The following is a 22,261-nucleotide window of genomic DNA, read 5'->3' as shown; positions in this document are numbered from 1 at the left end:
TTGCATTCGTAAACAAATGTCATTAACGGCAAAGCTTTTGTCCTGAATGCCAAAAGTGCACCGGCGAGTGGGGTCCAAGAATCGCGCCCTTTCCGGAGCACCCCGCCGCATCGAGCGGCGACAAAAGAAACGGTGCCCGGTCCATCAGAGCAATCACGAGGGACGGGATGTTCAGGACCCCAACGAATCTGTCGCACGCGTCGGCGCGTCGCGACGTGCCTTCCAACGCAGCGCGCTTGCGCCGCTGCCTGACGCGCGTGGCAGCGCCTCTGGCGGGGCTGTTGTTCGCCGCGGCCGCGCATGCCGTGCCGCAGGTGTCGAGCCTTGTTCATTCGCCCGACATCCTTCCCGCTGGCGGCACGGTGACCAGCACCATCACCATCGCCGAGACCGACAGCCTGCCGATCGGCGCGCCGGGCGCCTCCTTCACCTACACGATCCCCGCGAACACCATCTACATGGGCACCGGCGCGGTTCCTGTGGGCAGCTGCTCGTCCGGCGTCGCGGTGGGCGCAGCCGGCCCGGGCACGCTGACCTGCTCGGGCATCACGTTGGGTGCGAACGAGTTGCGCGATTTCCAGGTACTGCTGCGCACCACCGTCCAGGGCACGCTGAGCGTCACCGCCGCGATCAGCGGGGGCAGCTCGAGCGAAACCAAGATCATCACGGTGAACCAGGGCGCCGACGTGTCGGTGGCCATCAACGCACCGGCCACCGCGCCGAGCGGCAGCACGGTGCCGATCGTCTTCACGCTCACCAACAACGGCCCCGACACCAGCTCGGGCTCGACGCTGACCTATTCCATTCCCACGGGGTTGTCGGTCTCGGGCTCCGGCCTGCCTTCGGGCTGCTCGATCAGCGGCAGCCTGCTGACCTGCAACGTGCCGGCCACGCCTGCCACCCCGGGCAGCAACACGCGCACCTTCACCGTCAACGGCGTGGTCACCGCGGGCGCGGGCTCCACCATCACGCACCAGCCGGCCGTGGCGCCGACGGGTTCGATCGGCGATGGCGTTTCCACCAACAACAGCGCCACCGCTAACACCACCGTGACGGCGGGCTACGTGCTCGCGCTCGCCAAGAGCCATGACGGCGGCCAGCTGCTGGTGGGGCAGCGCTTCAACTTCCGCCTGAGCCCGAGCTTCAGCGGCACTGCTCCCACGGGCGTCACGCTGAGCGACACGCTGCCGGCCAACTTCACGATCCAGCCGTTCTCCGCGGGCGGCGGCTGGACCTGCTCGGTCGCCGGCCAGACAGTCAGCTGCACGCGCACCGACATCGGCGGCACCGGCGGCGCCAACGTGGCGCTCGGCGACATCCTCATCCCCGTGATCGCCTCGTCTGCCGGCACCGGCGTCGTCAACCAGGCCACCGTGAGCGCGACCGGGCCCATCGCCAACTCCGCCACGGGCAGCGTGCCCGCCGACGTGGCGGTCTCCGCCACCGACTTCCGCGCCGACAAGCGACGTGGCTGGCCGCAGAACAACGTGCCGCTGGGCCAGGCCTTCGACTACCAGGTCGGCAGCACCAACCTCGGCAGCACGCGCCTGCTGGCGGGCAGCACCATCCAGCTGGTGGACGACCTGCCGGCCGGCGTGCAGATCAACAGCGTCACGCAGCGCGACGGCTACACCTGCACGGTGACCCAGGGCGGCACCACCGTCGTCCCGACGCCCGCCACGCCGGTGCCCGGCCCCGCGACCGTGACCTGCACGCGCACGCTCGCCGCCGACATCGATGTCGACCTGTCGAACGGTGCCAGCGCGCGCAACGGCGGCTACATCATCGTGAACGCCACCATCCCGGCGCTGCCGTCGGGCGGCGGCCAGATCGTCAACAGGATGTGCGTGAACGTGGCGTTGCCCGCGAGCGCGCCCACGCTCGGCACCGACCCGGACGCCAACACCGGCAACGACTGCGTGAACCTCGGCACCGGCGTGGACGACGTCGCCACCGCCGCTGACGTGAAAGTGCTCAAGCGCGTGGTGGGCATCGGCGACAGCGCCGGCAACCGCCAGATCGCGGGCCAGCCCGTCACGTGGGAAATCGAGGTGGTCAACACCGGTCCTTCCGAAGCGCAGAACGTGGTCGTCACCGACGCCTTCGCGCAGGTGATCGGCGCCGGCAACGTCACGCAGACCGCCAACGGCGGCACCTTCGCCGGCACCTGCGCGCTGCCGGCCAACGGCGGCGGCTTCGGCCAGGCATCGCTGTCCAACTGCACGCTGTCGACCCTGCCGGTCTGCCGCGCGAGCACCGACGCCGTCAGCGCGCTGCCGCTGTGTCCGGTGATACGCGTCGTTGCGTCGCACTACGGCGACGGCCGCTCGGCCACCGACCACGGCTTCGAAATCAACAACACGGCGAACGCACTGGCGGTCACGCCGGCCGACCCGAACCTGGCCAACAACGACGGCAGCGCCATTGCCTACCTCGTGGCGCGCAGCGACGTGACGGTCACCAAGTCGGCCAGCCCGGCCTCGGTGCCGGTCGGCCAGCTGCTCACTTACACACTGACCGTCGTCAACCGGAACGTACCGGACAGCCTGAGCCGTGCATACGCCGTGAGCGTGACCGACACGTTGCCGGCCAACCTGATGTTCCTCACGGCCGTCGCCTCCGGCGGAGGCACTTGCGGTACGACACCGGTCACCACGCAGCCCACGGGCACCGGCACCACCAACAACCAACTCGTGTGCAGCTGGAGCTCGCTCAACCGCAACGTGCAGCAGACCGTCACGGTGCGCGTGCGGCCGCTGTACGCGCTCAACGGCACCGCGGTGACCAACGGCGCGCACGTTGCCACCGACACGCCCGAGCTGCTCACCACCAACAACGACGCCGCCGTGCCCGCGACCGTTACCGCGCCGGTATACGACCTGGTCGTGACCAAGCGCGACGACGCCGACCCGGTGAACGTGGGCGACGACGTGGGCTACACCATCACCGTGTCGAACAACAGCGCGTCGACCGCGGAAGACGTGCGCCTGATCGACACGCTGCCGCTGCCCGGCCCAGGCGGCGAGACACCGCCCACGCTGGTGTCGGTGAGTATTCCGTCGAATGCCCCGACGGGCACCAGCTTCGCGCTGGCCGGCGGCGCAGCCATCGGCTCGGCCGGCGGGCAGATTGTGTTCACCATCCCGACGCTGGGCGGCACGGGCCCCACGTCCACCGGCGAGCTCAGTTCGCTGCAGTTCCGCGTGGTGCTCAGGGGCACGTCGCGCGGCACTTTCCAGAACAACGCGAAGGTCGACTTCTTCGACGCCACGCGCAATGCCTTCGACACCGTGCAGGGCAACAACGCGGTGGCAGAGAACACCACCTTCCGCTTCAAGGCCGACGTACAGGTGGTCTCCAAGGCCGCCGTCACGACCGGCACCGCCACGCCGCTGGCCACCGTGTCGTCGGCCCAGACCTTCGACTGGCTCGTGCAGCTGCGCAACAACGGCCCCGACAGCGCCGAGACCACCAGCTTCACCGACACGCTGCCCGCGCCGCTGGTGCTGACGGGCACGCCGGTGTTCACCGTCACGAGCGGCGCCTTCACGCCCGCCGCGCCCACCTGCACCGGCGTTGCCGGCGGCACGGCCGTGAGTTGCGCCATCACCTCGATGCCGGCCAACGGCACGGCCACCGTGCGCATTCCGGTGCGCTTCAGCGGCGCCGCGCCAGCCAACGGCACCGTGCTCACGAACCGCGCGCACATCGTCACTACCGGCTCGGGCGACACCAACGGCGGTGCCGATCCGGACGCCGGCAACAACTTCAACGACGGCCAGATCACGGTGCAGAACAGCGCGCTGTCCGGCCGCGTGTACGAAGACCTGAACGGCAACGGCCTGATCGACGGCGGCGAGCCCGGCATCGCCGGCGTGACCATGCGGTTGAGCGGCACCGACAGCTCGGGCAACGCGGTCGCCATGACCACCACCACCGACGCCAACGGCAACTGGGGCTTCACCGTGCCCGCGGGCACCTACAGCGTGGTGGAAGACCAGCCAGCGGCCTACCAGCCCGGCATCACGCGCGCGGGCACCGTCAGCGGCGTGGGCAGCACGGTAGGCACGGTCCCGCCCGGCACCAGCAACGGCCCGAACGGCTCCAATGCCAACCGCATCGACAACATCGTGCTCGGCACGGGCGGCGCTTCCACGGCCAACAACTTCGGCGAGGTACGCGCATCCAGCCTGGCCGGCCGCGTCTACCAGGACGCCGACTACAACAACGCCGCCAGCGCGGGCGACCCCGGCATCGCCGGCGTGACCGTCACGCTCACCGGCACCGACATGTTCGGCAACCCGGTGTCGCTGACAACCACCACGGCCGCGACCACCGGCAACTATGCCTTCAACAACCTCACGCCCGGCAGCTACACGCTGACTGAAACACAGCCCGCAGCCTTCGCCGACGGCAGCGACGCGGCCGGCACCGCCGGCGGCACCGCGGGCAACGACGTGGTGAGCGCGATCGCGCTGCGCTCCAACGTCACGGGCACCGGCTATGACTTCGGCGAGCTGCTCACCCGCATCACGACGCACGTGTTCGTCGATGCCAACAACGACGGCGTGCCGCAGGCCGGCGACACCGGCATCCCGAACGTCGAGCTGCGCCTCACGGGCACCGACGCCGCGGGCAACGCGGTGAACATCCTGGCCGTGCCCACCGGCACGGTCGGCAGCTACGAGTTCCGCAACGTGCCCCCGTCGGGCGCGGGCGGCTACACCATCACCGAGACGCAGCCGGCCAACTACGCGCCGGGCAAGGCCAACAACAACGGCCAACCCGGCACGCCGCAAGGCGGCGGCAACGTCATCACCGGCGTGACCGTCTCGGGCACCAGCGTGCCGACCACGCAGGGCGAATACTGGTTCGGCGAGCTGCTGCCCGGCGGCATCTCGGGCCGCGTGTACTACGACCGCGACGGCAGCGGCGCGCAGGGCGCGCCGGCCACCGAGCCGGGCCTGGCGGGCGTGACGATCACGCTCACGGGCACCGACGTCAACGGCCAGACGGTGTCGCGCACCACCACCACCGACGCCAGCGGCGACTACAGCTTTCCGAACCTCGCGCCCGGCAGCTACACCGTGACCGAGACGCGGCCCACGGGCTACCTGCCCGGCATCACGCGCGCCGGCAACGTCAGCGGTGCGGGCAGCACGCCCGGCGCCGTGCCGACCGGCGGCACCGGCGTGACCAACGGCCCCAACGGCTCGACGGCCAACGTCATCCAGAACATCGTGCTTGGCGCCGCGGGCGCGGGCTCGGCCGGCAACAACTTCTCGGCGGTGAAGCCCGCGAGCCTCTCGGGCTACGTGTACGCCGACGTGGCGCCGTCCAACGGCACCAAGGACAGCGGCGAGCCCGGCATCGCCGGCACCACCGTGCGCGTCACCGGCACCGACTTCCAGGGCAACGCCGTCGATCGCACGGTGCAGACCGCTGCCGACGGCCGCTACCTGGTCGACGCGCTGACGCCTGGCACCTACCAGATCGACGAGACGCAACCCGCCGGCGTGGCCGACGGCCCCGAGTCGCTCGGCACTGTTGGCGGCGCCGCGCGCGGCACCGTCAACCCCGGCGGCACCAACGACCGCTTCGGCGGCCTCGCGCTGGTCTCGGAAGACGTGGGCATCGACTACAACTTCGGCGAGCGCGGCGGCCAGATCGCCGGCTGGGTGTACGTCGACACCAACAACGACGGCATCCGCCAGCCCACCGAGGTCGGCATTCCCGGCGTGACGCTCACGCTCACCGGCCGCTCGGCCAGCGGCCTGGCGGTGAACGCCACCGTGGTCACCGACGCCAGCGGCCGCTACGTCTTCACCGGCCTGCTGCCGGCCGACGCCGCGGGCTACACCATCCGCGAGACGCAGCCCGTGACGTATGCCGACGGCCTCGACGCCGTGGGCACGCTCGAGGGCGCGGCCAGCGGCACGCTGGGCAACGACGTCATCGGCGCCATCGCGTACCGCGGCGGCAACGGCGACAACTACAACTTCGGCGAACGCGGCGCATCGCTGGCGGGCACCGTCTACAACGACGCCAACCGCAACGGCACGCGCGAGCCGCAGGACTTGCCGATCCCGGGCGTGACCATCACGCTCACCGGCACCGATGCCGCGGGCCAGCCGGTGACGCGCACCGCCGTCACCGACGCCAACGGCCGCTACGAACTGCCCGGCCTGCCGTTGCCCGGCAGCGGCGGCTACACCGTCACCGAGACGCAGCCCACGGGCTACGACGAAGGCATTGCCGTGCCCGGCACGCTGGGCGGCACCGCGCAGGGACCGAACCAGATCCGCGTGAACTTCACCGGCCTGGACGCCCACGGCACCGGCTACGACTTCAACGAGCACAGCAACCAGCCCGCCTCGCTCACCGGCACCGTGTGGTTCGACCAGAACCACAACCGCACCCGCGAGTCGGGCGAAGGCCAGGGCGAAGGCTGGACGGTCGAGCTGCTGCGCTGCGCCGACGGCGGCAACGCCTGCGCGGAAACCGCGGCCACCGTGCTCTACACCGTGACCACGAGCGCCAACGGCAGCTACCGCTTCGGCGACCTCGTGCCCGGCGAATACCGCGTGCGCTTCCGCGCGCCCGACGGCCGCGTCGTGGGCGGCGTATGGCCGACCGATGCGTCGCAGAACGGCGCGAGCGGCCCGTATCCCACGCCCGCCGCGAGCGATCCGCGCTTCACCATCAAGGTGCGCGTGAACGCGGGCGCCAACGTGCAGAAGCAGGACCTGCCGTACGACCCGGGCGGCGTGGTGTACGACAGCGTCAGCGGCACGCCGGTGCCGGGCGCCGTGGTGCGCCTGGTCGGCCCGCCCGGCTTCGACCCCGCGCAGCACCTGCTGGACGGGCGCGACACCTACACGACCGGCCCCAACGGCTACTACGACTTCTTCCTGCTGCCGGGCGCACCGGCCGGCGACTACCGCCTGGCCATCACGCCGCCGGGCGCCTACCTGCCGTCGTCGATGTACCCGGCCGCGGCCGGTGCGCTGGGCACGCAGTCGTGCGCGGCGCCCGCCAACGGCCCGGCACCCGCGCAGACCAACCCCTGCGTGGTGAGCCCCGGCGCGGCGCTGGTCACCGGCGCGGGCTACTACCTGATGTTCAAGATGCCGGGCGGCGGCGGCCAGCACGTGGTGGCCAACAACATCCCGCTCGACCCGTCGGACGCCACGCTCATCGAGCTGCGCAAGACGACATCGAAGCTCACCGTGAAGAAGGGCGAGCTGCTGCCTTACCGCATCACGGCGCGCAACACGCGCGGCAACCCCGTGCCGGGCGTGGCCGTGGTCGACACGCTGCCGCCGGGCTTCCGCTACATCCAGGGCTCGCTCACCGTGCGCACCATGCCCGGCGGCGTGGCGCTGCCGGTGGTGCCGCAGATCAACGGCCGCCAGGTCGTGGTGCCCGGCCAGAACTTCGCGCCCAACGAGACCAAGGAATACCTGATGGTCGCGGGCGTGGGGGTCGGCGTGGGCGAGGGCGAGTTCGTCAACCAGGTCGTCGCCCTGCAGGGCGTGGGCGGCCGCACGCTGTCGAACCTTGCCACGGCCACCGTGCGCGTGGTGCCCGATGCGCTGTTCGACTGCACCGACGTGATCGGCAAGGTCTACGACGACAAGAACGCCAACGGTTACCAGGACGACGGCGAACCGGGCCTTGCCAACGTGCGCATCGCAACGGTCAACGGCGTGCTGGCCATCACTGACGCCGAAGGCCGCTACCACATCGCCTGCGCCGCCATTCCGAAGGAAGGCACCGGCAGCAACCTGGTGCTCAAGCTCGACGAGCGCACGCTGCCTTCGGGCTATCGCACCACCAGCGAGAACCCGGCGGCTGAGCGCGCCACGCGCGGCAAGGTGCTGAAGATCAACTTCGGCGCCACCGTGCACCGCGTGGTGCGCCTCGCGCTGCAGGGCGCGGCCTTCGAAGACGGCAACAGCGCGCTGCGCGCCGGCTTCGCGGGCGAGCTCGACCGCACCGTGAGCGTGCTGGCCGAAAAGACGGCAGTGCTGCGGCTGGCCTACAAGGCCGCGCAGGGCGAGCCCGCATCGCTGGGCCGCCAGCGCACGGACGCGGTGAAGGCCGCGGTGCTCGCGCGCTGGAAGCAGCTTGGCGAACAACGCGCCGGGCGCAACGAGCCGCCGCTTTTCAACCTGGACATCGAGGTCGAGCTGGTGCCTGCCACCGCCGCCTCGGACGAGGCGAAGCCATGACCCGCCCACAGACACCGAACCCGATCCAGCGAGCCGACATGAGAAGAAGAAAGACGCTTCCGAAGCGCATGGCCCTTGCAGGCGCCGTGACCGCCGCCTGCCTGAGCATGGGGCTGGCCGCCGCGCAGGAGACCGCCGTGCGCGGCCGCATGCTCGATCAGGCCACGGCCGACCCGCGCGCCGTGGATATCGACGGCGCACGCCGCCTGCCGCGCAGCAGCGAGCGCGAGCTGCCCAAGGCCACCTTCGTGCTCGGCGATGCGGTCGAGCCCCGCGCGGCGACGGCCGCCGTGGCCGCATCGCCCGCCGAACGCAGCAACACCAGCACGCCGCATTTCGACTCCGGCGCAGATGGCCTGCTGCCCGCCGACCGCGCGCAGCTCGACCGCATCGCCGACCAGGTGAAGGGCCGCGACGGCCTGCGCTTCGAGATCGTCGGCCACACCGACACGCAGCCCCTGAGCGCGAAGTCGCGCGAGCGCTTTGCCGACAACCACGCGCTGGGCCTGGCCCGCGCGCAGCAGGCCGGTCGCTACCTCACGCAGCGCCTGGGCCTGCCGGAGGCTGCGGCCTCCGCCACGTCGCGCGGCCCCGATGCACCCGTGGCCACGCCTGCAACTGACCCCGCCAACTGGGCCGCCAACCGGCGCGTGGAAGTGCGCGTGTACTGGCGCGATGCTGTCGTTGCGCCGGCACCCGCACCAGCCGACCCCGGCGTGTGCCGCACCTTCACCGCCTTCGGCACCGACGACGCACCGCTGCGCCTGAGCGTGGACGGCCAGCTGCTGTCCGCAGACGGCAAGCTCCCGTCCGCCGAAGGTACGACGAGTGCCGACCGCCAGCGTTGCGTCGACGTGCAGCTGGAGCGCAACCAGCTGCGCCTGCAGTACGACAACCTCTCGCAGCCGCGCCGCCTGAGCGCCAGCGCATGGCCCACCACCGTGGTGGCGGGCGACACCGTGCGCTTCGCCGGCTACAGCAACTACCTGCTGTTCACCAGCAAGGCAGAGCTGCGCGTGTTCACCGCCAACGACGTGATGCAGCGCCGCCTGGTCGCAACCGTGCCGCTGGACGCCGCATTGCGCGGCGAATGGCAGGTGCCCGATGGCCTGCTGAACCGCCTCGCCGAAGGCGCGAGCGGCAAGCTGTACTACCGCGTGCGCGTGTACGACCGCCAGGGCCGCTTCGACGAAACCGACGACCTCTCGCTCACGCTGGCCCAGCGCCACAAGCCCGAGACCGGCACGCCGCCCGACCCGGTGCGCGAGCTGCTGCGCGGCTATGGCCAGAACAACATCGCCATCGCCAACATTCCGTTGAGCGCCGGCACCGTTACCGCCAGCGGCGCGGCCATTCGCCCCGGCGAGAGCGTGCGCGCGCTCGGCTTTGCGGTGCCGGTGGACGAGAGCGGCCGCTTCGTGTTCCAGCAACTGGTGCCGCGCCGCGTGCAGACCGGCGAGATCGCCGTTACCGACGCTCAGGGCGCCACGCGTGCCTACCGCCGCGACTTCGAACTGCCCGCGAGTGACTGGTTCTTCGTGGGCCAGGCCGACCTCACCGTGGGCAGCAACAGCGTGAGCGGCCCGGCCGCGATCATGACCAACGACAAGAACCGCTACGGCGGTGGCGGCTGGAGCGAAGGTCGCATTGCCGGCTATGCGAAGGGCCAGCTCAACGACCGCTGGACGCTAACGGCCAGCGTCGACACCGAAGAGCGCCCGCTGAAGGAGCTGTTCCGCAACCTCGACCGCAAGGACCCGACCTCGCTGTTCCGCCGCTTCGACCCCGAGGATTCGTGGAGCACCTTCGGCGACGACTCCACCACCATCGAGGACGCGCCCACGCAGGGCCGCTTCTACCTGCGCGTGGACGACGGCCGCTCGCAGGCCATGTGGGGCAACTTCAAGCTCAACTTCGGCGACACCGAACTCACCCGCGTGAGCCGCGGCCTCTACGGCTTTCATGGCCGCTACCTGGGCGAGGAGTCGACCGCCTTCGGCGAGGCGCGCCTGAAGGTCGACGCCTTCGCGGCCGAGCCCGGCACGCTGGCCGCGCGCGAGGAATTCCGCGGCACCGGCGGATCGCTCTACTACCTGCGCAACCAGGACATCACGCGCGGCGCCGAGCGCGTGACGCTGGAGATCCGCGACAAGGACTCCGGCTTCGTGCTCAAGCGCACGCAGCTCGTGCCGAGTTCCGACTACGAGATCGACTACCTGCAGGGCCGCGTGCTGCTGTCGGCGCCGCTGCCCAGCCTGTCGGACGACGGCTCGCTGGTGCGCGCCGGCGGCTTCACCGGCATGCCGACCTACCTGGTGGTGGACTACGAATACACGCCGCTGACTTCCTCGCTCGACACGCTCGCCGTGGGCGGTCGCGTGTCGTGGTGGGCCAACGACCACGTGGGCGTGGGCGTGACGGCGTCGCGGCAGGACCAGATCGGCGGCGACCAGCGCCTGGCCGGCGCCGACATCACGCTGCGCAAGACCGAAAACACCTACTTCAAGGGCGAGTTCGCGCGCAGCAAGGGCCCGGGCACCAGCCAGCTCGACTCGCTGGACGGCGGCTTCAGCTTCACGGGGCGCAACGGTGCCATCGGCAACACGCTGGGCAACGGACCCACCGGCAACGCAAACGCATGGCGCCTCGAAGGCCAGGCCGACCTGGGCGACTTCGACATCCGCGGCGGTGGGCGCGTGAGCGCCTACGCGCAGTCGCGCGACGCGGGCTTCTCGGCGCCGGGCCAGTACGCGAGCAACGCCACGCGCCAGACCGGCGTGCAGGCCACCGTGCCCTTCGGCGAGAAGGGCCAGAGCGGCGCAGGCGAGCTGCGCCTGAAGGCCGACCGCCGCGACGAGCGCGACGGCTACAACAGCAGCGTGCTCGACGCGCAGTACGCCCTGACCCTGTCGCCCGAGTGGAAGCTCGGCCTCGGCCTGCGCTACGACGACAAGACCGGCGACGCGCTCATCACCAGCCCGTCGCTGCCGACCACGCAGGCGGTGTCGGGCGAGCGCGCCGACGCGGCCGTGCAGCTCGAATACACCGGCAGCGACCGCTGGAGCGCCTACGGCTTCGCGCAGAAGACGCTGCGGCGCACCGGCACGCGGCTGGAGAACGACCGGCTGGGCTTCGGCGGGCGCTACCGCGTCAACGACAAGCTCGCGCTGCGCGGCGAGGTCTCCACCGGCGACGGTGGACTGGCCGGCAAGGCCGGCGTCGACTACCAGTACGACGACCGCTCCAACCTCTACATGACCTACGTGGCCGACACCGGCCGCACCGACGAGAACCTCATCGGCCGCGGCGGCAGCCTCGTGACCGGCGTGCGCTCCCGCGTGGGCGACGGCCTCACCATGTTCACCGAGCATCGCCAGGCCACCGGCGCGCAGCCGGGCCTCACGCATGCCTACGGCGTGCAGTACGCGCCCGACACGCGCTGGACCTTCGGCGTCAACTTCGAGAACGGCTGGATCGGCGCCGAGACCCTGGGCGCCACGCGCCGCGAGGCCGTGGCCTTCACCACCGGCTATTCGAGCGAGCGCATGAAGTACAGCGGCGGCCTCGAATACCGCAAGGACCGCACCACGGCCGAGACGCGCACCAGCTGGCTGGTGAAGAACTCCTTCAGCTGGAAGGTGGACGACGATGCGCGCTGGGTCGGCAAGTTCAACTGGGCCGACAGCGACAGCACCACCGGCACGCTGGCCGCCGCCAAGTACACCGAAGCCATGCTCGGTTACGCGCTGCGCCCGGCGCTGAACGACCGGCTGAATCTGCTCTTCAAGTACACCTACCTGTACGACCTGTCGTCGCCGGGCCAGGTGGTGTCGGGCGGGGTCGACTCGAGCCTGGGAACCGTGTCGACCACCGGCATCGACTACCAGCAGCGCAGCCACGTGTTCGCGATCGACGCCACCTACGACATCGACCCGCGCTGGACCCTCGGCGGCAAGTACGCCTGGCGCCGCGGCGAACTGCGCGCGAGCCGCGACAACTCGTCGCCGTGGTTCAAGAGCTCGGCCGAGCTTGCCGTGCTGCGTGTCGACTGGAAGCTGGTGCGCAACTGGGACTGGATGCTCGAGTGGCGCACGCTGCGCGCCAAGGAACTCAAGGACCGCAAGAGCGGCTGGGTCACCGCCGCGTACTACCACGTCAACGAGAACCTGAAGGTGGGCGTGGGCTACAACTTCACCGACTACTCAGACAACCTCACCGACATGAGCTACCGCAGCAAGGGGTGGTTCCTGAACGTGCTCGGCAAGTTCTGACGAAGCCCGTGCCATGCGCGAAGGACACGACATGCCCATCACGGTTCCGCTGGTCGACATCGCGCAAGCGCTCGCGCGGGCGGGCTGCCCCGGCAACCGTTGCGACCGCTACCGGCTCTACGAGGAGTGGGCACGCGATTTCCAGGCCGACTTCGAGGCCCGCGCCGCGGCAGGGCGCAAGCCAGGGCGCACCTACCTGCACGACGTGACGGCCTTCGCGCTGCGCCGGGCGGCGGCCTACGGGTTCGACGTGCGCTGCGAAGACTTCGGCGCGCGGCTGTGCAGCGAGGCGCGGCTGGTTGCCGGCGTTCGCTGACCCTGGAAGAACCCGGTACCTAGGAGCTTTCGCGCTGCTCGATGCGGAACGGGATCATCACCGTCTCCGCGGGCGGCCGATGCCCTTCGCGCGCACCGTCGATCACACGCAGCAGCAGTTCGCCCGCCGCCTTGCCGATGCCCACGCAATCCACCGCCACGGTGGTGATGCGCGGGTGGCAGGCACGCGCTACTTCGAAATCGCCGAAGCCCGCGATCGCGATGCGGCCCGGCACGTTCCAGCCGCGCCGCTGGCATTCCATCAGCGCGCCGAAGGCCGAGAGGTCGGACACGCAGATCACCGCATCCACGTCGGGCCACTGCCGCACGAGTTGCACCACCGCTTCACCGCCTTGCGCCATCGAGATCGGCGGCTGGCCGAAGCTGATGACGCGGCCGTCGGGCAGGCCCAGTTCGCGGATTGCCTCCGCATAGCCGCGCTGGCGGTCTGCGCCGCGCGTGTCGCGGTTCGAGGTGCCGCCGATGAAGGCGATGCGCCGGTAGCCCTTGCCGTGCAGGTGCCGCACCATCGCGGCCGCGGCCTCCGCGTTCGAGAAGCCGACCGTGTGTTCGATGGGCGTGGCGGGCAGGTCCCAGGTCTCGACCACCGGCACGCCGGCGGCCTGTAGCATCGAGCGCGCGGCGGGTGTGTGCGAGCCGCCCGTGAGGATCACGCCTTCGGGCCGGCGCGCGAGCATGGCGCGCAGCAGGCGCTCTTCGGTTTCCACGCGGTAGTCGGTGTAGCCCAGCAGCAGCTGCAGGCCGCGCGCTTCCACCGCCGCGGTGATGCCCTGCGCGGTTTCCGAGAAGTTGGAGTTGTTGAGCGACGGAATCAGCACCGCGATGAAGCCCGAACGCTTGCTGGAGAAAGTGCGTGCCGTCTGGTCGATGACGTAGCCCATCTCCTCGCAGGCCTGCAGGATGCGCTGGCGCAGCGCCTCGGAGGTCACGCGGTCGCTGCTCGCGCCGCGGTTGAGCGCGCGCGACACCGTCATCTTCGACACGCCGACGCGCGCGGCCACGTCAGCCATCGTCGCGGGGCGGGTGAGGGGGGCGGCAGCAGCGGTGGCTTTGTTTGGAGGCAAGGGCTTCTTTCTCTCTCGGAAATGCGGGTTCGAGGATATGCGACGCGAGGTCAGATACCGATAACCTGTAAATCGCCGATTTAGGTATGTAAAGAATACAGCGATTGATTCTTTTACAAGAATGAAAAATAGCGCAATCAGCGTACGGGAAAAGCCTAAGTTACCGGTATCTTTTCCGGTGCCACACTGCAAACCCCAAGTTCAGGGAAACCAGCGCCGTGGCCATGACCATCGAAGTCTTCGATTCCCGTTTCGCCCCCGTCGCCCGCGATGCCGGTCCGCTCGAGCGCCTGTGCACCGGCGCCGCCTGGAGCGAAGGCCCGGTGTGGATGCACGAAGACGGCGCGGTGCTGTGGAGCGACATTCCCAACAACCGCATGCTGCGCTGGCATGCCGAAGGCGGCATGAGCGTGTGGCGCGAGGGCGTGGAGTTCACCAACGGCCACACCCGCGAGGCCGACGGCGCTTTGCTGCATTGCTCGCACGGCCAGCGCGCCATCGTGCGCACGCGCTTCGGCCCGGGCCTGCTGCCGCTGGCCGACGAGGTGGTGGTCGACCGCTATCAGGGCCGCCGGCTCAACTCGCCCAACGACATCGTCGTGAAGCGCGACGGCAGCATCTGGTTCACCGATCCGCCGTACGGCATCGTGTCCGACCATGAAGGGCACAAGGCCCAGAGCGAACTGGGCCGCAACCATGTGTTCCGCTTCGACCCCGCAAGCGGCGCGTTGCGCTCGGTGAGCGATTTCGTCGAAGAGCCCAACGGCCTGGCCTTCTCGCCCGACGAAAGCGTCCTCTATGTGAGCGACACATCGGCCGCCTTGCGCACCGACGGCTCGGGGCATCACCATATCGTCGCCTTCGAGGTGATCGGCGGGCAGGACCTTGCCAGCCCGCGCGTGTTCGCGGTCGTGAACCCGGGGCTTGCGGATGGCTTTCGCATCGACGTGCACGGCTTCGTCTACACAAGCAGCGCCGACAGCGTGCAGGTCTATCACCCTGACGGCACGCGCATGGCGCGCATCGCGGTGCCGGAGAAGGTGGGCAACCTGACCTTCGGTAGCAATGACGGCAACGAGCTGTTCGTGTGCGCCTCGACATCGCTCTACCGCATTCGCCTGAACACCCGCGGGGCGGTGCGCGCATGAACGCCGCTTCTGCCTTGCTGCAGTTCCAGGGCATCAGCAAACGCTTCGGCGGCACGCAGGCGGTCGACAACGTCACGCTCGACGTGCGCGCCGGAGAAATCCTCGCGCTGCTCGGCGAGAACGGTGCGGGCAAGTCCACGCTCATCAAGCTGCTCGCGGGTATCTATCCCGCGGACCAGGGCGAGATTCTTTTCGACGGCCGACCGCAAGCCGACTGGCGGCGCAGCGACCGGCGCGAGCAGCCGGTTGCGTTCATCCACCAGGACCTGGGCCTTGTCGAATGGATGACGGTTGCCGAGAACGTGGGTCTGGGCACCGGTTATCCGCGCCGCTTCGGCCTCATCGACTGGTCCGCCGCGAACGACACGGCGCGCCGCGTGATGGCGCGCGTGGGCTGCGACATCGATCCAGGCCGCCGCGTGTTCTCGCTCACGCGCGCCGAGAAGTCGCTGCTGGCCATCGGCCGCGCGCTTGAAGTGAAGGCGCGGCTGCTGGTGCTCGACGAGCCCTCGGCCAGCCTTCCGATGAGCGACGTGGAGCGCATGTTCGGCGTGCTGCGCGAATTGCGCCGGCAAGGCATGGCAATGCTGTACGTGTCGCACCGGCTCGACGAGGTGTTGGCCATTTCCGACCGCGCGGCCGTGATGCGCGACGGCAAGCTGGTGGCGGTGAAGGACACGGCGCAGACGAACGAGGGCGAACTCGTCGGGCTGATCGTGGGCAAGGCGCTGTCGGCTTCGGTGCAGAAGGCGAAGGCACCTGAACCCGGGAGCAGCGAGCCTGTGCTGCAGCTCGACGGCGCGGCCAGCGGCAACGCCGGCCCGTTGAGCCTCGCCGTGCACCGCGGCGAAGTGCTGGGCCTCGTCGGCCTGCGCGGCGCGGGCCACGAGGCCATCAGCCGCGCGATCTTCGGCCGCGAGCCGCTGTCGGCCGGCCGCATGCGACTGCTCGGCAACGCATGCGCCTTCACGTGTTCCGCCGACGCCATCCGCGCCGGCGTGGCCTACGTTGCCGGCGAGCGCCTTGAAGAAAACCTTGCCGGTTCGATGACCGTGCTGGAGAACCTCTTTCCCAACGTCGCATTGCATGGCGACCGCGGCCTTGCCTTCGACCGCCCGCGCCGGGAGAACGACCAGGCACTCGCGCTCATCCGGCGCTTCGACGTCAATCCGCCCGCGCCGTCCGCCGAAGTGCAGCAGCTCTCCGGCGGCAACCAGCAGAAGGTGGTGCTGGCGCGCTGGTTCCACCTGGACAAGCCGCTGGTAGTGCTCGAAGAGCCCACCGCAGGCGTGGACGTTGGCGCCAAGCGGCAGATCTACGGCGTGCTGCGTGAGCGCGCCGAGGCTGGCACGGCGCTGGTCGTGGTCTCCACCGACTTCGAGGAAATCGCGACCGTGTGTACGCGCGTGTTCGTGTTCCGCGACGGCCTGATCGCGGCCGAACTCACGGGCGACGCGATCACGGTCGAAAAGCTATTGGCATTGGCAGCAGGCGCGGCAACGCGCGAGGAGATTCACGCATGAGCAGTTCCATCCGGTCCACGGCGCTGGAGCCAGACAAGTCCCTCGACGGCGAGGCCATTTCCCTGGCGCAGAGCATCGGCCGCGCAATGCCGGTCTACGGGCTCGTGGTGCTGATGGCGGCGCTGGCGCTGCTGTTCTCGCTGCTGCTGCCCGACACCTTTCCGACGCTGTTCAACCTGCGCGCGATCCTGGCCGACAAGTCGGTGATTGCACTGCTGGCACTGGCCGCGACCATCCCGATGATCACCGGCAAGATCGATCTCACGGTGGGCTACGGCATTGTGCTGTGGCACATCCTCGCAATCAGCCTGCAGACGCAGCTCGGCCTGCCGTGGCCGGCGGCAGTGCTGGTGGTACTGGCGTGCGCGGCGCTGTTCGGCGTGCTCAACGGACTGCTGGTCGAACTGGCGCAGATCGATTCGTTCATCGCCACGCTGGGTACGGGCACCGTGATCTACGCGGTGGCCATGTGGCACAGCGGCGGGCGGCAGGTGGTGGGCGAGTTGCCCGACGGTTTTGTCGGCATCGCGGGCGGCAACCTGCTGGGGCTGCCGGTGGGCGCGTTCTATGTGCTTGCGGTGAGCGTCACGCTGTGGGTCGTCACCGAGTTCACGCCGCTGGGCCGCGCGCTGTACGTCATTGGCGCGAACCCGAAGGCGGCGCAGCTCAACGGCATTTCGGTGCGCAGGCATGTGATGGGCGCGTTCGTCGCGTCGGGGCTGCTGTCGGGCTTTGCGGGCGTGCTGCTGGCTTCGCGGCTGCAGATCGGGCAGGCGAGCGTGGGGCTCGAATTCCTGCTGCCTGCGCTGGTGGGTGCGTTCCTTGGTTCGACCACCATCCGGCCCGGCCGAGTGAACGTGTGGGGCACGCTGGTTGGCGTGGCGATTCTTGCCATCGGCATCTCGGGCATCCAGCAGTTCGGCGGCGCCTTCTATGTGGAGCCGCTTTTCAACGGCCTGACGCTGCTGGTGTCCATCGGCATCGCGGGCTGGGCGCAGCAGCGGCGCAACCGTTCGATCAAGCGGCGCATTGCCGAGCGGCAGCTCGATCACGCGCAACCCGTTCCCTCAACGCCGTCGGAATGACGGCTCATCACAACGACTGGAGACAAGCATGAAGAAGAGTGTTCCCGCACGCACCGTCGCCGCTGCCGTGCTGGCCCTGTGCGCCGCCACGCTGGCACCCAAGGCCATGGCCGATGACTTTCTCGATGTTGCGAAGAAGAAGGTCGAGATCGCGACCATGACCAAGGAAAAGTGGGACGGCCCCACCACCGGCCCCAAGGCCAGCGCCGGAAAGACCATCGTCTTCGTCGCGGGCGACATGAAGAACGGCGGCATCGTCGGCGTCAGCAAGGGCGTGGAAGAAGCGGCCCGCGCCATCGGCTGGACGGTGCGCGTCATCGACGGGCAGGGCACCGTGAGCGGGCGCACCGCCGCGCTCAATCAGGCGCTGGCCGTCAAGCCGGCGGGCATCGTGGTCGGCGGCTTCGACACCACCGAGCAGAAGGCTGCGTTCGCGGGCGCCGCGAAGTCGGGCATTCCGCTGGTCGGCTGGCACTCGGGCGAGCAGCCGGGCCCGAACGACAAGGCGGGCCTGTACGCCAACGTGACCACCGTGACCGACGACGTGGCCGACGTCGCCGCCTCGTGGGTGGTGGCCGATTCGGGCGGCAAGGCCGGCGTGGTGATCTTCACCGACTCGCAGTACGCCATTGCGCTGTACAAGGCGCGCGCCATGGAGGCCGTCATCAAGAAGTGCGGCGGCTGCACCGTGCTGAGCTTCGAGGACAGCCCCATCGCCGAAAGCTCCACCCGCATGCCGCAGCTCACCACCTCGCTGCTGCAGCGCTTTGGCGACAAGTGGACGCACTCGCTGGCCATCAACGACCTGTACTTCGACTTCATGGGCCCCTCGCTCACGGCGGCAGGCAAGAAGGGCGACGGCTCGCCCAAGGCCGTGTCGGCCGGCGACGGCTCCGAGGCGGCCTACCAGCGCATCCGCACGCAGCGCTTCCAGGCCGGCACGGTGCCGGAGCCGCTGAACATGCAGGGCTGGCAGATCGTGGACGAACTCAACCGCGCCTTCGCCAAGGAGAAGTGGTCGGGCTACGTGCCCAAGGTGCATCTGGTGACGGTGGGCAACGTAGGCAAGGACGGCGGGCCGAAGAACGTGTTCGACCCGGACAACGGCTATCGCACGCAGTACAAGGCCGTGTGGGGCAAGTGACTGCCGCAAGGGTGCCGAGAGGCACCCCAGGTGCCTTCACCGGATCTCCTTGTGCACGAAGGTGGCGTTGTCGATGACGTTGTGCCTTCCGAGCCCGCGCTTGTCGAACAGCTTGATGTCGGTGCTCGCTGGCGAGTATTCGAGGATGCCGAAGTTCTCGCGCTCGCCGGTGTAGTAGTACTTGGTGACGAAGGCGCCGGAGGAGACGACCTCGAACATCTTCGTCTCGCCGGCCGGCGGCAGGAACGCGTTCTCGTGGATGTCGCCGGTCAGGAAGATCACGTTGCGCTTGTAGATGATCTCGCGGAACTTCGCGTAGTCGTCGCGGTAGCGCATCCAGCCGTTGCCGGTTGCGCGGATCGGCATGCCGGCGCAGATCAGCACGTAGCCTTGCTCGTTGGCCAGCTCCTGCTTGAGGTAGTCGAGCTGCTTCTGCCCGAGCAGCGGGCTCGCGTCTCCGGGGTCTTTGCTGTACCAGCGGGTGTCGAGAAAGATCGCCTTGCCGATGCGCTGCTGCTGGTGCATCAGGGGCACCGAGTAATAGATGCCGTCGATCTTGGGGTCGAGGTGCGCGGGGTTGCGCAGCTGCTCGATCTCCATGTATTTGGTGAACAGCCGGCGGGTCTCCTGCTTCACCGGCGCCTTGACGTCCGAGCCATGCGCGTTGTTCCAGGCGAAGTCGTGGTCGTCCCAGGTGCCGTACACGCCGCCGCCGTTGTCCTGCCGTTGGCGCAGCGCGGTTCGCAGCGCCTTGAAATTCGGCACGTTCCATTGCGCTTCGTACTTTCCCTGCATCACGTCGGCGAACTTGGCGGCATCCCACTTGGACGGTTCGCCCAGGTCGGGAAAGAAATCCATGTAGATCTGGTCGCCCAGCAGGAACAGGTAGTCCGGCTGCTCCTGCGCGATGCGGTCCCAGACGTGCTGGTAGCCGTCGGGGCCGGACTTGAAGTTCATGCACGACGTGAAGGCGATCTTCATGGGGGCTCCTCATTCACCGGTCTGTATGCCGGGTGAGGCGGATCATAGGCAGCCCTTGCGCGTTGTCTCTCCGCAAAACATGGGATGGCGCCGTGTGCTCAGGCGTGCGCGCTCAATTCAGAGCCAGTTGCCGCTCTGCGGCATCTGCACCTTCTCGGCCGGGTCGTCGCTCGTCACGAACGAGCCGATGGCGATGCTCAGCAGCGAGATGAAGATGCTCGCGAACAGCGCGGTCCAGAAGCCCGACACCTTGAAGCCTTTCACCAGCGCCGCCACCAGCAGGATCATCAGCGCGTTGATGACCAGCAGGAACAGCCCGAAGGTCACCAGCGTCAGCGGCAGCGTGAGCACGATCAGCAGCGGCTTGACGACGGCGTTGGCTAGGCCCAGCAGCAGCGCCGAGACCACCAGCGCACCGGTGCTGTCGAACTTGAGTCCGCGAAACAGGTGGCTGGCCACCCACAGCGAGATGGCGGTGATGGCCCAGTGGATGAGGAAGGGAGTCAGGTTGTTCAGCATGGGTTTGGTGTGTGGCAGCAGACGCAGAGTTTGTTTCCGTCCGGATCGCGGAAGTAGGCGCCATAGTAGTCCGGGTGGTAGTGCGGCCTGAGGCCGGGCGGGCCTTCGCACACGCCGCCGTGCGCGAGGGCGGTGGCATGGGCGCGGTCCACCGTGGCCCGGTCGGCGGCCATCAGCGCCACCATCTGTCCGTTGCCGGGCGAGGCGGCCTGGTCGTCGTACGGGGTACCCACCAAGAAGAGCGGGCGGGGCGCATCAGGGCTTTGCCAGCCGGCCCAGGGCTTGCCGTCATCGCGAAACCTCAGCTTGAGGCCGAGCTCGCCCATGAGCGCCGAATAGAAAGAAAAGGCGCGTTCGAAATCGTTCGCGCCGATGTAGACATGGGAAAGCATGCGAGTGAATTCTTCCTGGTTAGCGTTTGAATTGTTGAACGCTGTTTTCGATTGTTACCCTAGGAAACAATGGCGAGGACGCCGTTAAGATCGCCGCTCTTATGGCCAACGCGTCTATCGCCAGCATGACCCCCGCCCCGGCTTCGGCCGACGAGGCCGAATCGTGGGTGCGCGGCGAACTCATCCGCAGCCTGATGCGCTCCGCGCGGGGCTCGTATTTTGTCTCGGCCGCGCTCATGCCCGCGATGGTCGGCCTGAACTGGGCCTATGTGCCCCGCTGGGAGCTGCTCACGTGGCTCGTAGCCGGCCTCATCGCCACCGCGTGCCGCGCATGGGGCGCGCGGGTCTATGCGGTGCGCTATGCGGGGCGCAGCGCGGCGGCGCAGCAGCAGTTCACCGAGCGCTACGGCTTCGTCTGGAGCACCAGCGCGGTGGTGTGGGGCTTGTCGGTGCTGCTGTTCTTCGAGCGCACGCCGCAGGTCAACCAGTTCATGAGCTGGCTCATCGTGGCCGGTGTGGGCACCTTCCCGCTCAACGGGCTGGCGCTGCATCCGCCGCTGCTCAAGCGCTACGTCAACACGCTGTTCATCACGATGCTGGGCGCGGTGGTGATACGCCTGGCGTCGATCGCGCTGCACCATCCGCAGTTCCAGTACGGCTACCTGATGCCGATCCTGCCGATCCTTCACTGGTTCCTGCTGCTGCGGGCGGGGCGGCACATTCATGAGACGGCGCGCAACAGCCTGGAGCTGCTGTTCCACAACCACATCCTGATCAAGTCGCTGACCCAGCAGCGCCAAGCGGCGGTGTCGGCCGTGGCCATGAAGAACCGTTTCCTGGCCAGCGCCGCGCACGACATGCGCCAGCCGGTGCTGGCACTTTCGTTGTACGCCGATTGGCTGCGCAACGAGCCTGAGCTGGTGCTGGAGCTCGCGCCGAAGATCGTGCGCGCCACGCATGCGGTGAATGCGCTGTTCGACTCCATGTTCGACCTGGCGCGCATCGACTCGGGCCAGGTGCGCCTGCATGTGGAGCGCGTCGACGTGCCCGAGCTGCTGCACGACCTCGAACTGCAGTACCGCCCGGTGGCCGAGAGCCGCGGCCTCGACTTCCGCGTGCACGTGTGCGAGGGCTCGTTCCTGACCGACCCGATCCGCGTGCGCCGCATGATCGGCAACCTGCTGGCCAACGCCATCAAGTACACAGCCGAAGGCGGCGTGCTGCTGGCGGCGCGACAGACACGCGACGGTCTGCGCGTGGAAGTGTGGGACACCGGCATCGGCATCGCGCCCGAGCATCTGCGCGACGTGTTCCTGGAGTTCTACAAGGTAGCGGACCATGCCGGCACCTCCGACGGCTTCGGCCTGGGCCTTGCCATCGTCGCGCGGCTGTCGCACGTGCTGGGCCATCCCGTCAGCGTGCGTTCGCGCCTGGGCAGCGGCAGCGTGTTCCGCGTGGCGCTGCACGACGCCGACGAAGCGGTAGCGCAAGCCCGCGTGAGCGCCTCGGGCGGCTGAGAGCCCTCATAAAAAAACCGCGCTCATGCGCGGTTTTTTAAATTCCA

The 22,261-nt window shown here is 69.0% G+C and carries 12 protein-coding genes; 8 read left to right on the top strand and 4 right to left on the bottom strand.

Annotated elements, in window-relative coordinates; genetic code table 11:
• Positions 1–167 precede the first annotated feature (167 nt).
• From ACTG4X_RS26445 to ACTG4X_RS26435, 3 genes are read left to right on the top strand one after another with little or no spacing between them, the layout of a single operon-like run.
• Positions 168–8,234, top strand: coding sequence for an SdrD B-like domain-containing protein (locus tag ACTG4X_RS26445; RefSeq protein WP_440532311.1), 8,067 nt, complete (start codon positions 168–170; stop codon positions 8,232–8,234).
• Positions 8,231–12,505, top strand: coding sequence for an OmpA family protein (locus ACTG4X_RS26440; protein WP_440532310.1), 4,275 nt, complete (start codon positions 8,231–8,233; stop codon positions 12,503–12,505). Before ACTG4X_RS26445 ends, ACTG4X_RS26440 begins: the two co-directional genes overlap by 4 nt.
• Positions 12,506–12,536: 31 nt before the next feature.
• Positions 12,537–12,821: a hypothetical protein gene (locus ACTG4X_RS26435; RefSeq protein WP_143042651.1), complete on the top strand. Its 285-nt coding sequence runs from the start codon at positions 12,537–12,539 to the stop codon at positions 12,819–12,821.
• 19 nt (positions 12,822–12,840) lie between these two features.
• Here ACTG4X_RS26435 and ACTG4X_RS26430 read toward each other — a convergent pair whose 3' ends face one another.
• On the bottom strand, positions 12,841–13,851 hold the full coding sequence (locus tag ACTG4X_RS26430) for a LacI family DNA-binding transcriptional regulator (RefSeq protein ID WP_093077247.1): 1,011 nt from the start codon (positions 13,849–13,851) through the stop codon (positions 12,841–12,843).
• A gap of 278 nt (positions 13,852–14,129) precedes the next feature.
• On the opposite strand from ACTG4X_RS26430, the gene ACTG4X_RS26425 reads away from it, so the two are divergent.
• From ACTG4X_RS26425 to ACTG4X_RS26410, 4 genes are read left to right on the top strand one after another with little or no spacing between them, the layout of a single operon-like run.
• The gene (locus ACTG4X_RS26425) at positions 14,130–15,053 is read left to right on the top strand and encodes an SMP-30/gluconolactonase/LRE family protein (RefSeq protein ID WP_440532309.1); all 924 of its coding nucleotides are present in this window, start codon (positions 14,130–14,132) and stop codon (positions 15,051–15,053) included.
• On the top strand, positions 15,050–16,576 hold the full coding sequence (locus ACTG4X_RS26420) for a sugar ABC transporter ATP-binding protein (protein WP_440532308.1): 1,527 nt from the start codon (positions 15,050–15,052) through the stop codon (positions 16,574–16,576). The genes ACTG4X_RS26425 and ACTG4X_RS26420 overlap by 4 nt, the downstream gene beginning before the upstream one ends.
• A complete protein-coding gene (locus tag ACTG4X_RS26415; RefSeq protein ID WP_093058597.1) occupies positions 16,573–17,661 on the top strand; it encodes an ABC transporter permease in 1,089 nt (362 codons plus the stop codon). Before ACTG4X_RS26420 ends, ACTG4X_RS26415 begins: the two co-directional genes overlap by 4 nt.
• Positions 17,662–17,689: 28 nt before the next feature.
• Positions 17,690–18,805 (top strand): ABC transporter substrate-binding protein, encoded by a 1,116-nt coding sequence (locus tag ACTG4X_RS26410; RefSeq protein ID WP_093178136.1) that lies wholly within the window; start codon positions 17,690–17,692, stop codon positions 18,803–18,805.
• Between the two features lie 36 nt (positions 18,806–18,841).
• Here ACTG4X_RS26410 and ACTG4X_RS26405 read toward each other — a convergent pair whose 3' ends face one another.
• The 3 genes from ACTG4X_RS26405 to ACTG4X_RS26395 form a co-directional block, all read right to left on the bottom strand.
• Positions 18,842–19,786: an alkaline phosphatase D family protein gene (locus tag ACTG4X_RS26405; protein ID WP_093077243.1), complete on the bottom strand. Its 945-nt coding sequence runs from the start codon at positions 19,784–19,786 to the stop codon at positions 18,842–18,844.
• 117 nt (positions 19,787–19,903) lie between these two features.
• A complete protein-coding gene (locus tag ACTG4X_RS26400) occupies positions 19,904–20,305 on the bottom strand; it encodes a phage holin family protein (protein WP_093058600.1) in 402 nt (133 codons plus the stop codon).
• The gene (locus ACTG4X_RS26395; protein ID WP_093077241.1) at positions 20,299–20,697 is read right to left on the bottom strand and encodes a VOC family protein; all 399 of its coding nucleotides are present in this window, start codon (positions 20,695–20,697) and stop codon (positions 20,299–20,301) included. Before ACTG4X_RS26395 ends, ACTG4X_RS26400 begins: the two co-directional genes overlap by 7 nt.
• 101 nt (positions 20,698–20,798) lie before the next feature.
• On the opposite strand from ACTG4X_RS26395, the gene shkS reads away from it, so the two are divergent.
• Entirely contained in the window at positions 20,799–22,214 is a 1,416-nt protein-coding gene (shkS, locus tag ACTG4X_RS26390) for a surface-behavior sensor histidine kinase ShkS (RefSeq protein WP_093058602.1), read from the top strand.
• The last annotated feature ends 47 nt before the right edge of the window (positions 22,215–22,261 follow it).

The sequence above is a fragment of the Variovorax sp. YR566 genome, assembly GCF_051992195.1.
Taxonomy (GTDB): Bacteria; Pseudomonadota; Gammaproteobacteria; order Burkholderiales; family Burkholderiaceae_C; genus Variovorax.
The sequence above is the reverse complement of the archived record's forward strand: the minus strand, read 5'-3'. Positions and strand labels throughout refer to the sequence as shown.

What these genes read in the sequence shown, in the direction of transcription:
- ACTG4X_RS26435 (WP_143042651.1), top strand. Translation starts at nt 12,537, where the DNA reads ATGCCCATCACGGTTCCGCTGGTCGACATCGCGCAAGCGCTCGCGCGG.
- ACTG4X_RS26420 (WP_440532308.1), top strand. Translation starts at nt 15,050, where the DNA reads ATGAACGCCGCTTCTGCCTTGCTGCAGTTCCAGGGCATCAGCAAACGC.
- ACTG4X_RS26440 (WP_440532310.1), top strand. Translation starts at nt 8,231, where the DNA reads ATGACCCGCCCACAGACACCGAACCCGATCCAGCGAGCCGACATGAGA.
- ACTG4X_RS26405 (WP_093077243.1), bottom strand. Translation starts at nt 19,786, where the DNA reads ATGAAGATCGCCTTCACGTCGTGCATGAACTTCAAGTCCGGCCCCGAC.
- ACTG4X_RS26410 (WP_093178136.1), top strand. Translation starts at nt 17,690, where the DNA reads ATGAAGAAGAGTGTTCCCGCACGCACCGTCGCCGCTGCCGTGCTGGCC.
- shkS (WP_093058602.1), top strand. Translation starts at nt 20,799, where the DNA reads ATGGCCAACGCGTCTATCGCCAGCATGACCCCCGCCCCGGCTTCGGCC.
- ACTG4X_RS26395 (WP_093077241.1), bottom strand. Translation starts at nt 20,697, where the DNA reads ATGCTTTCCCATGTCTACATCGGCGCGAACGATTTCGAACGCGCCTTT.
- ACTG4X_RS26400 (WP_093058600.1), bottom strand. Translation starts at nt 20,305, where the DNA reads ATGCTGAACAACCTGACTCCCTTCCTCATCCACTGGGCCATCACCGCC.
- ACTG4X_RS26430 (WP_093077247.1), bottom strand. Translation starts at nt 13,851, where the DNA reads ATGGCTGACGTGGCCGCGCGCGTCGGCGTGTCGAAGATGACGGTGTCG.
- ACTG4X_RS26425 (WP_440532309.1), top strand. Translation starts at nt 14,130, where the DNA reads ATGACCATCGAAGTCTTCGATTCCCGTTTCGCCCCCGTCGCCCGCGAT.
- ACTG4X_RS26415 (WP_093058597.1), top strand. Translation starts at nt 16,573, where the DNA reads ATGAGCAGTTCCATCCGGTCCACGGCGCTGGAGCCAGACAAGTCCCTC.
- ACTG4X_RS26445 (WP_440532311.1), top strand. Translation starts at nt 168, where the DNA reads ATGTTCAGGACCCCAACGAATCTGTCGCACGCGTCGGCGCGTCGCGAC.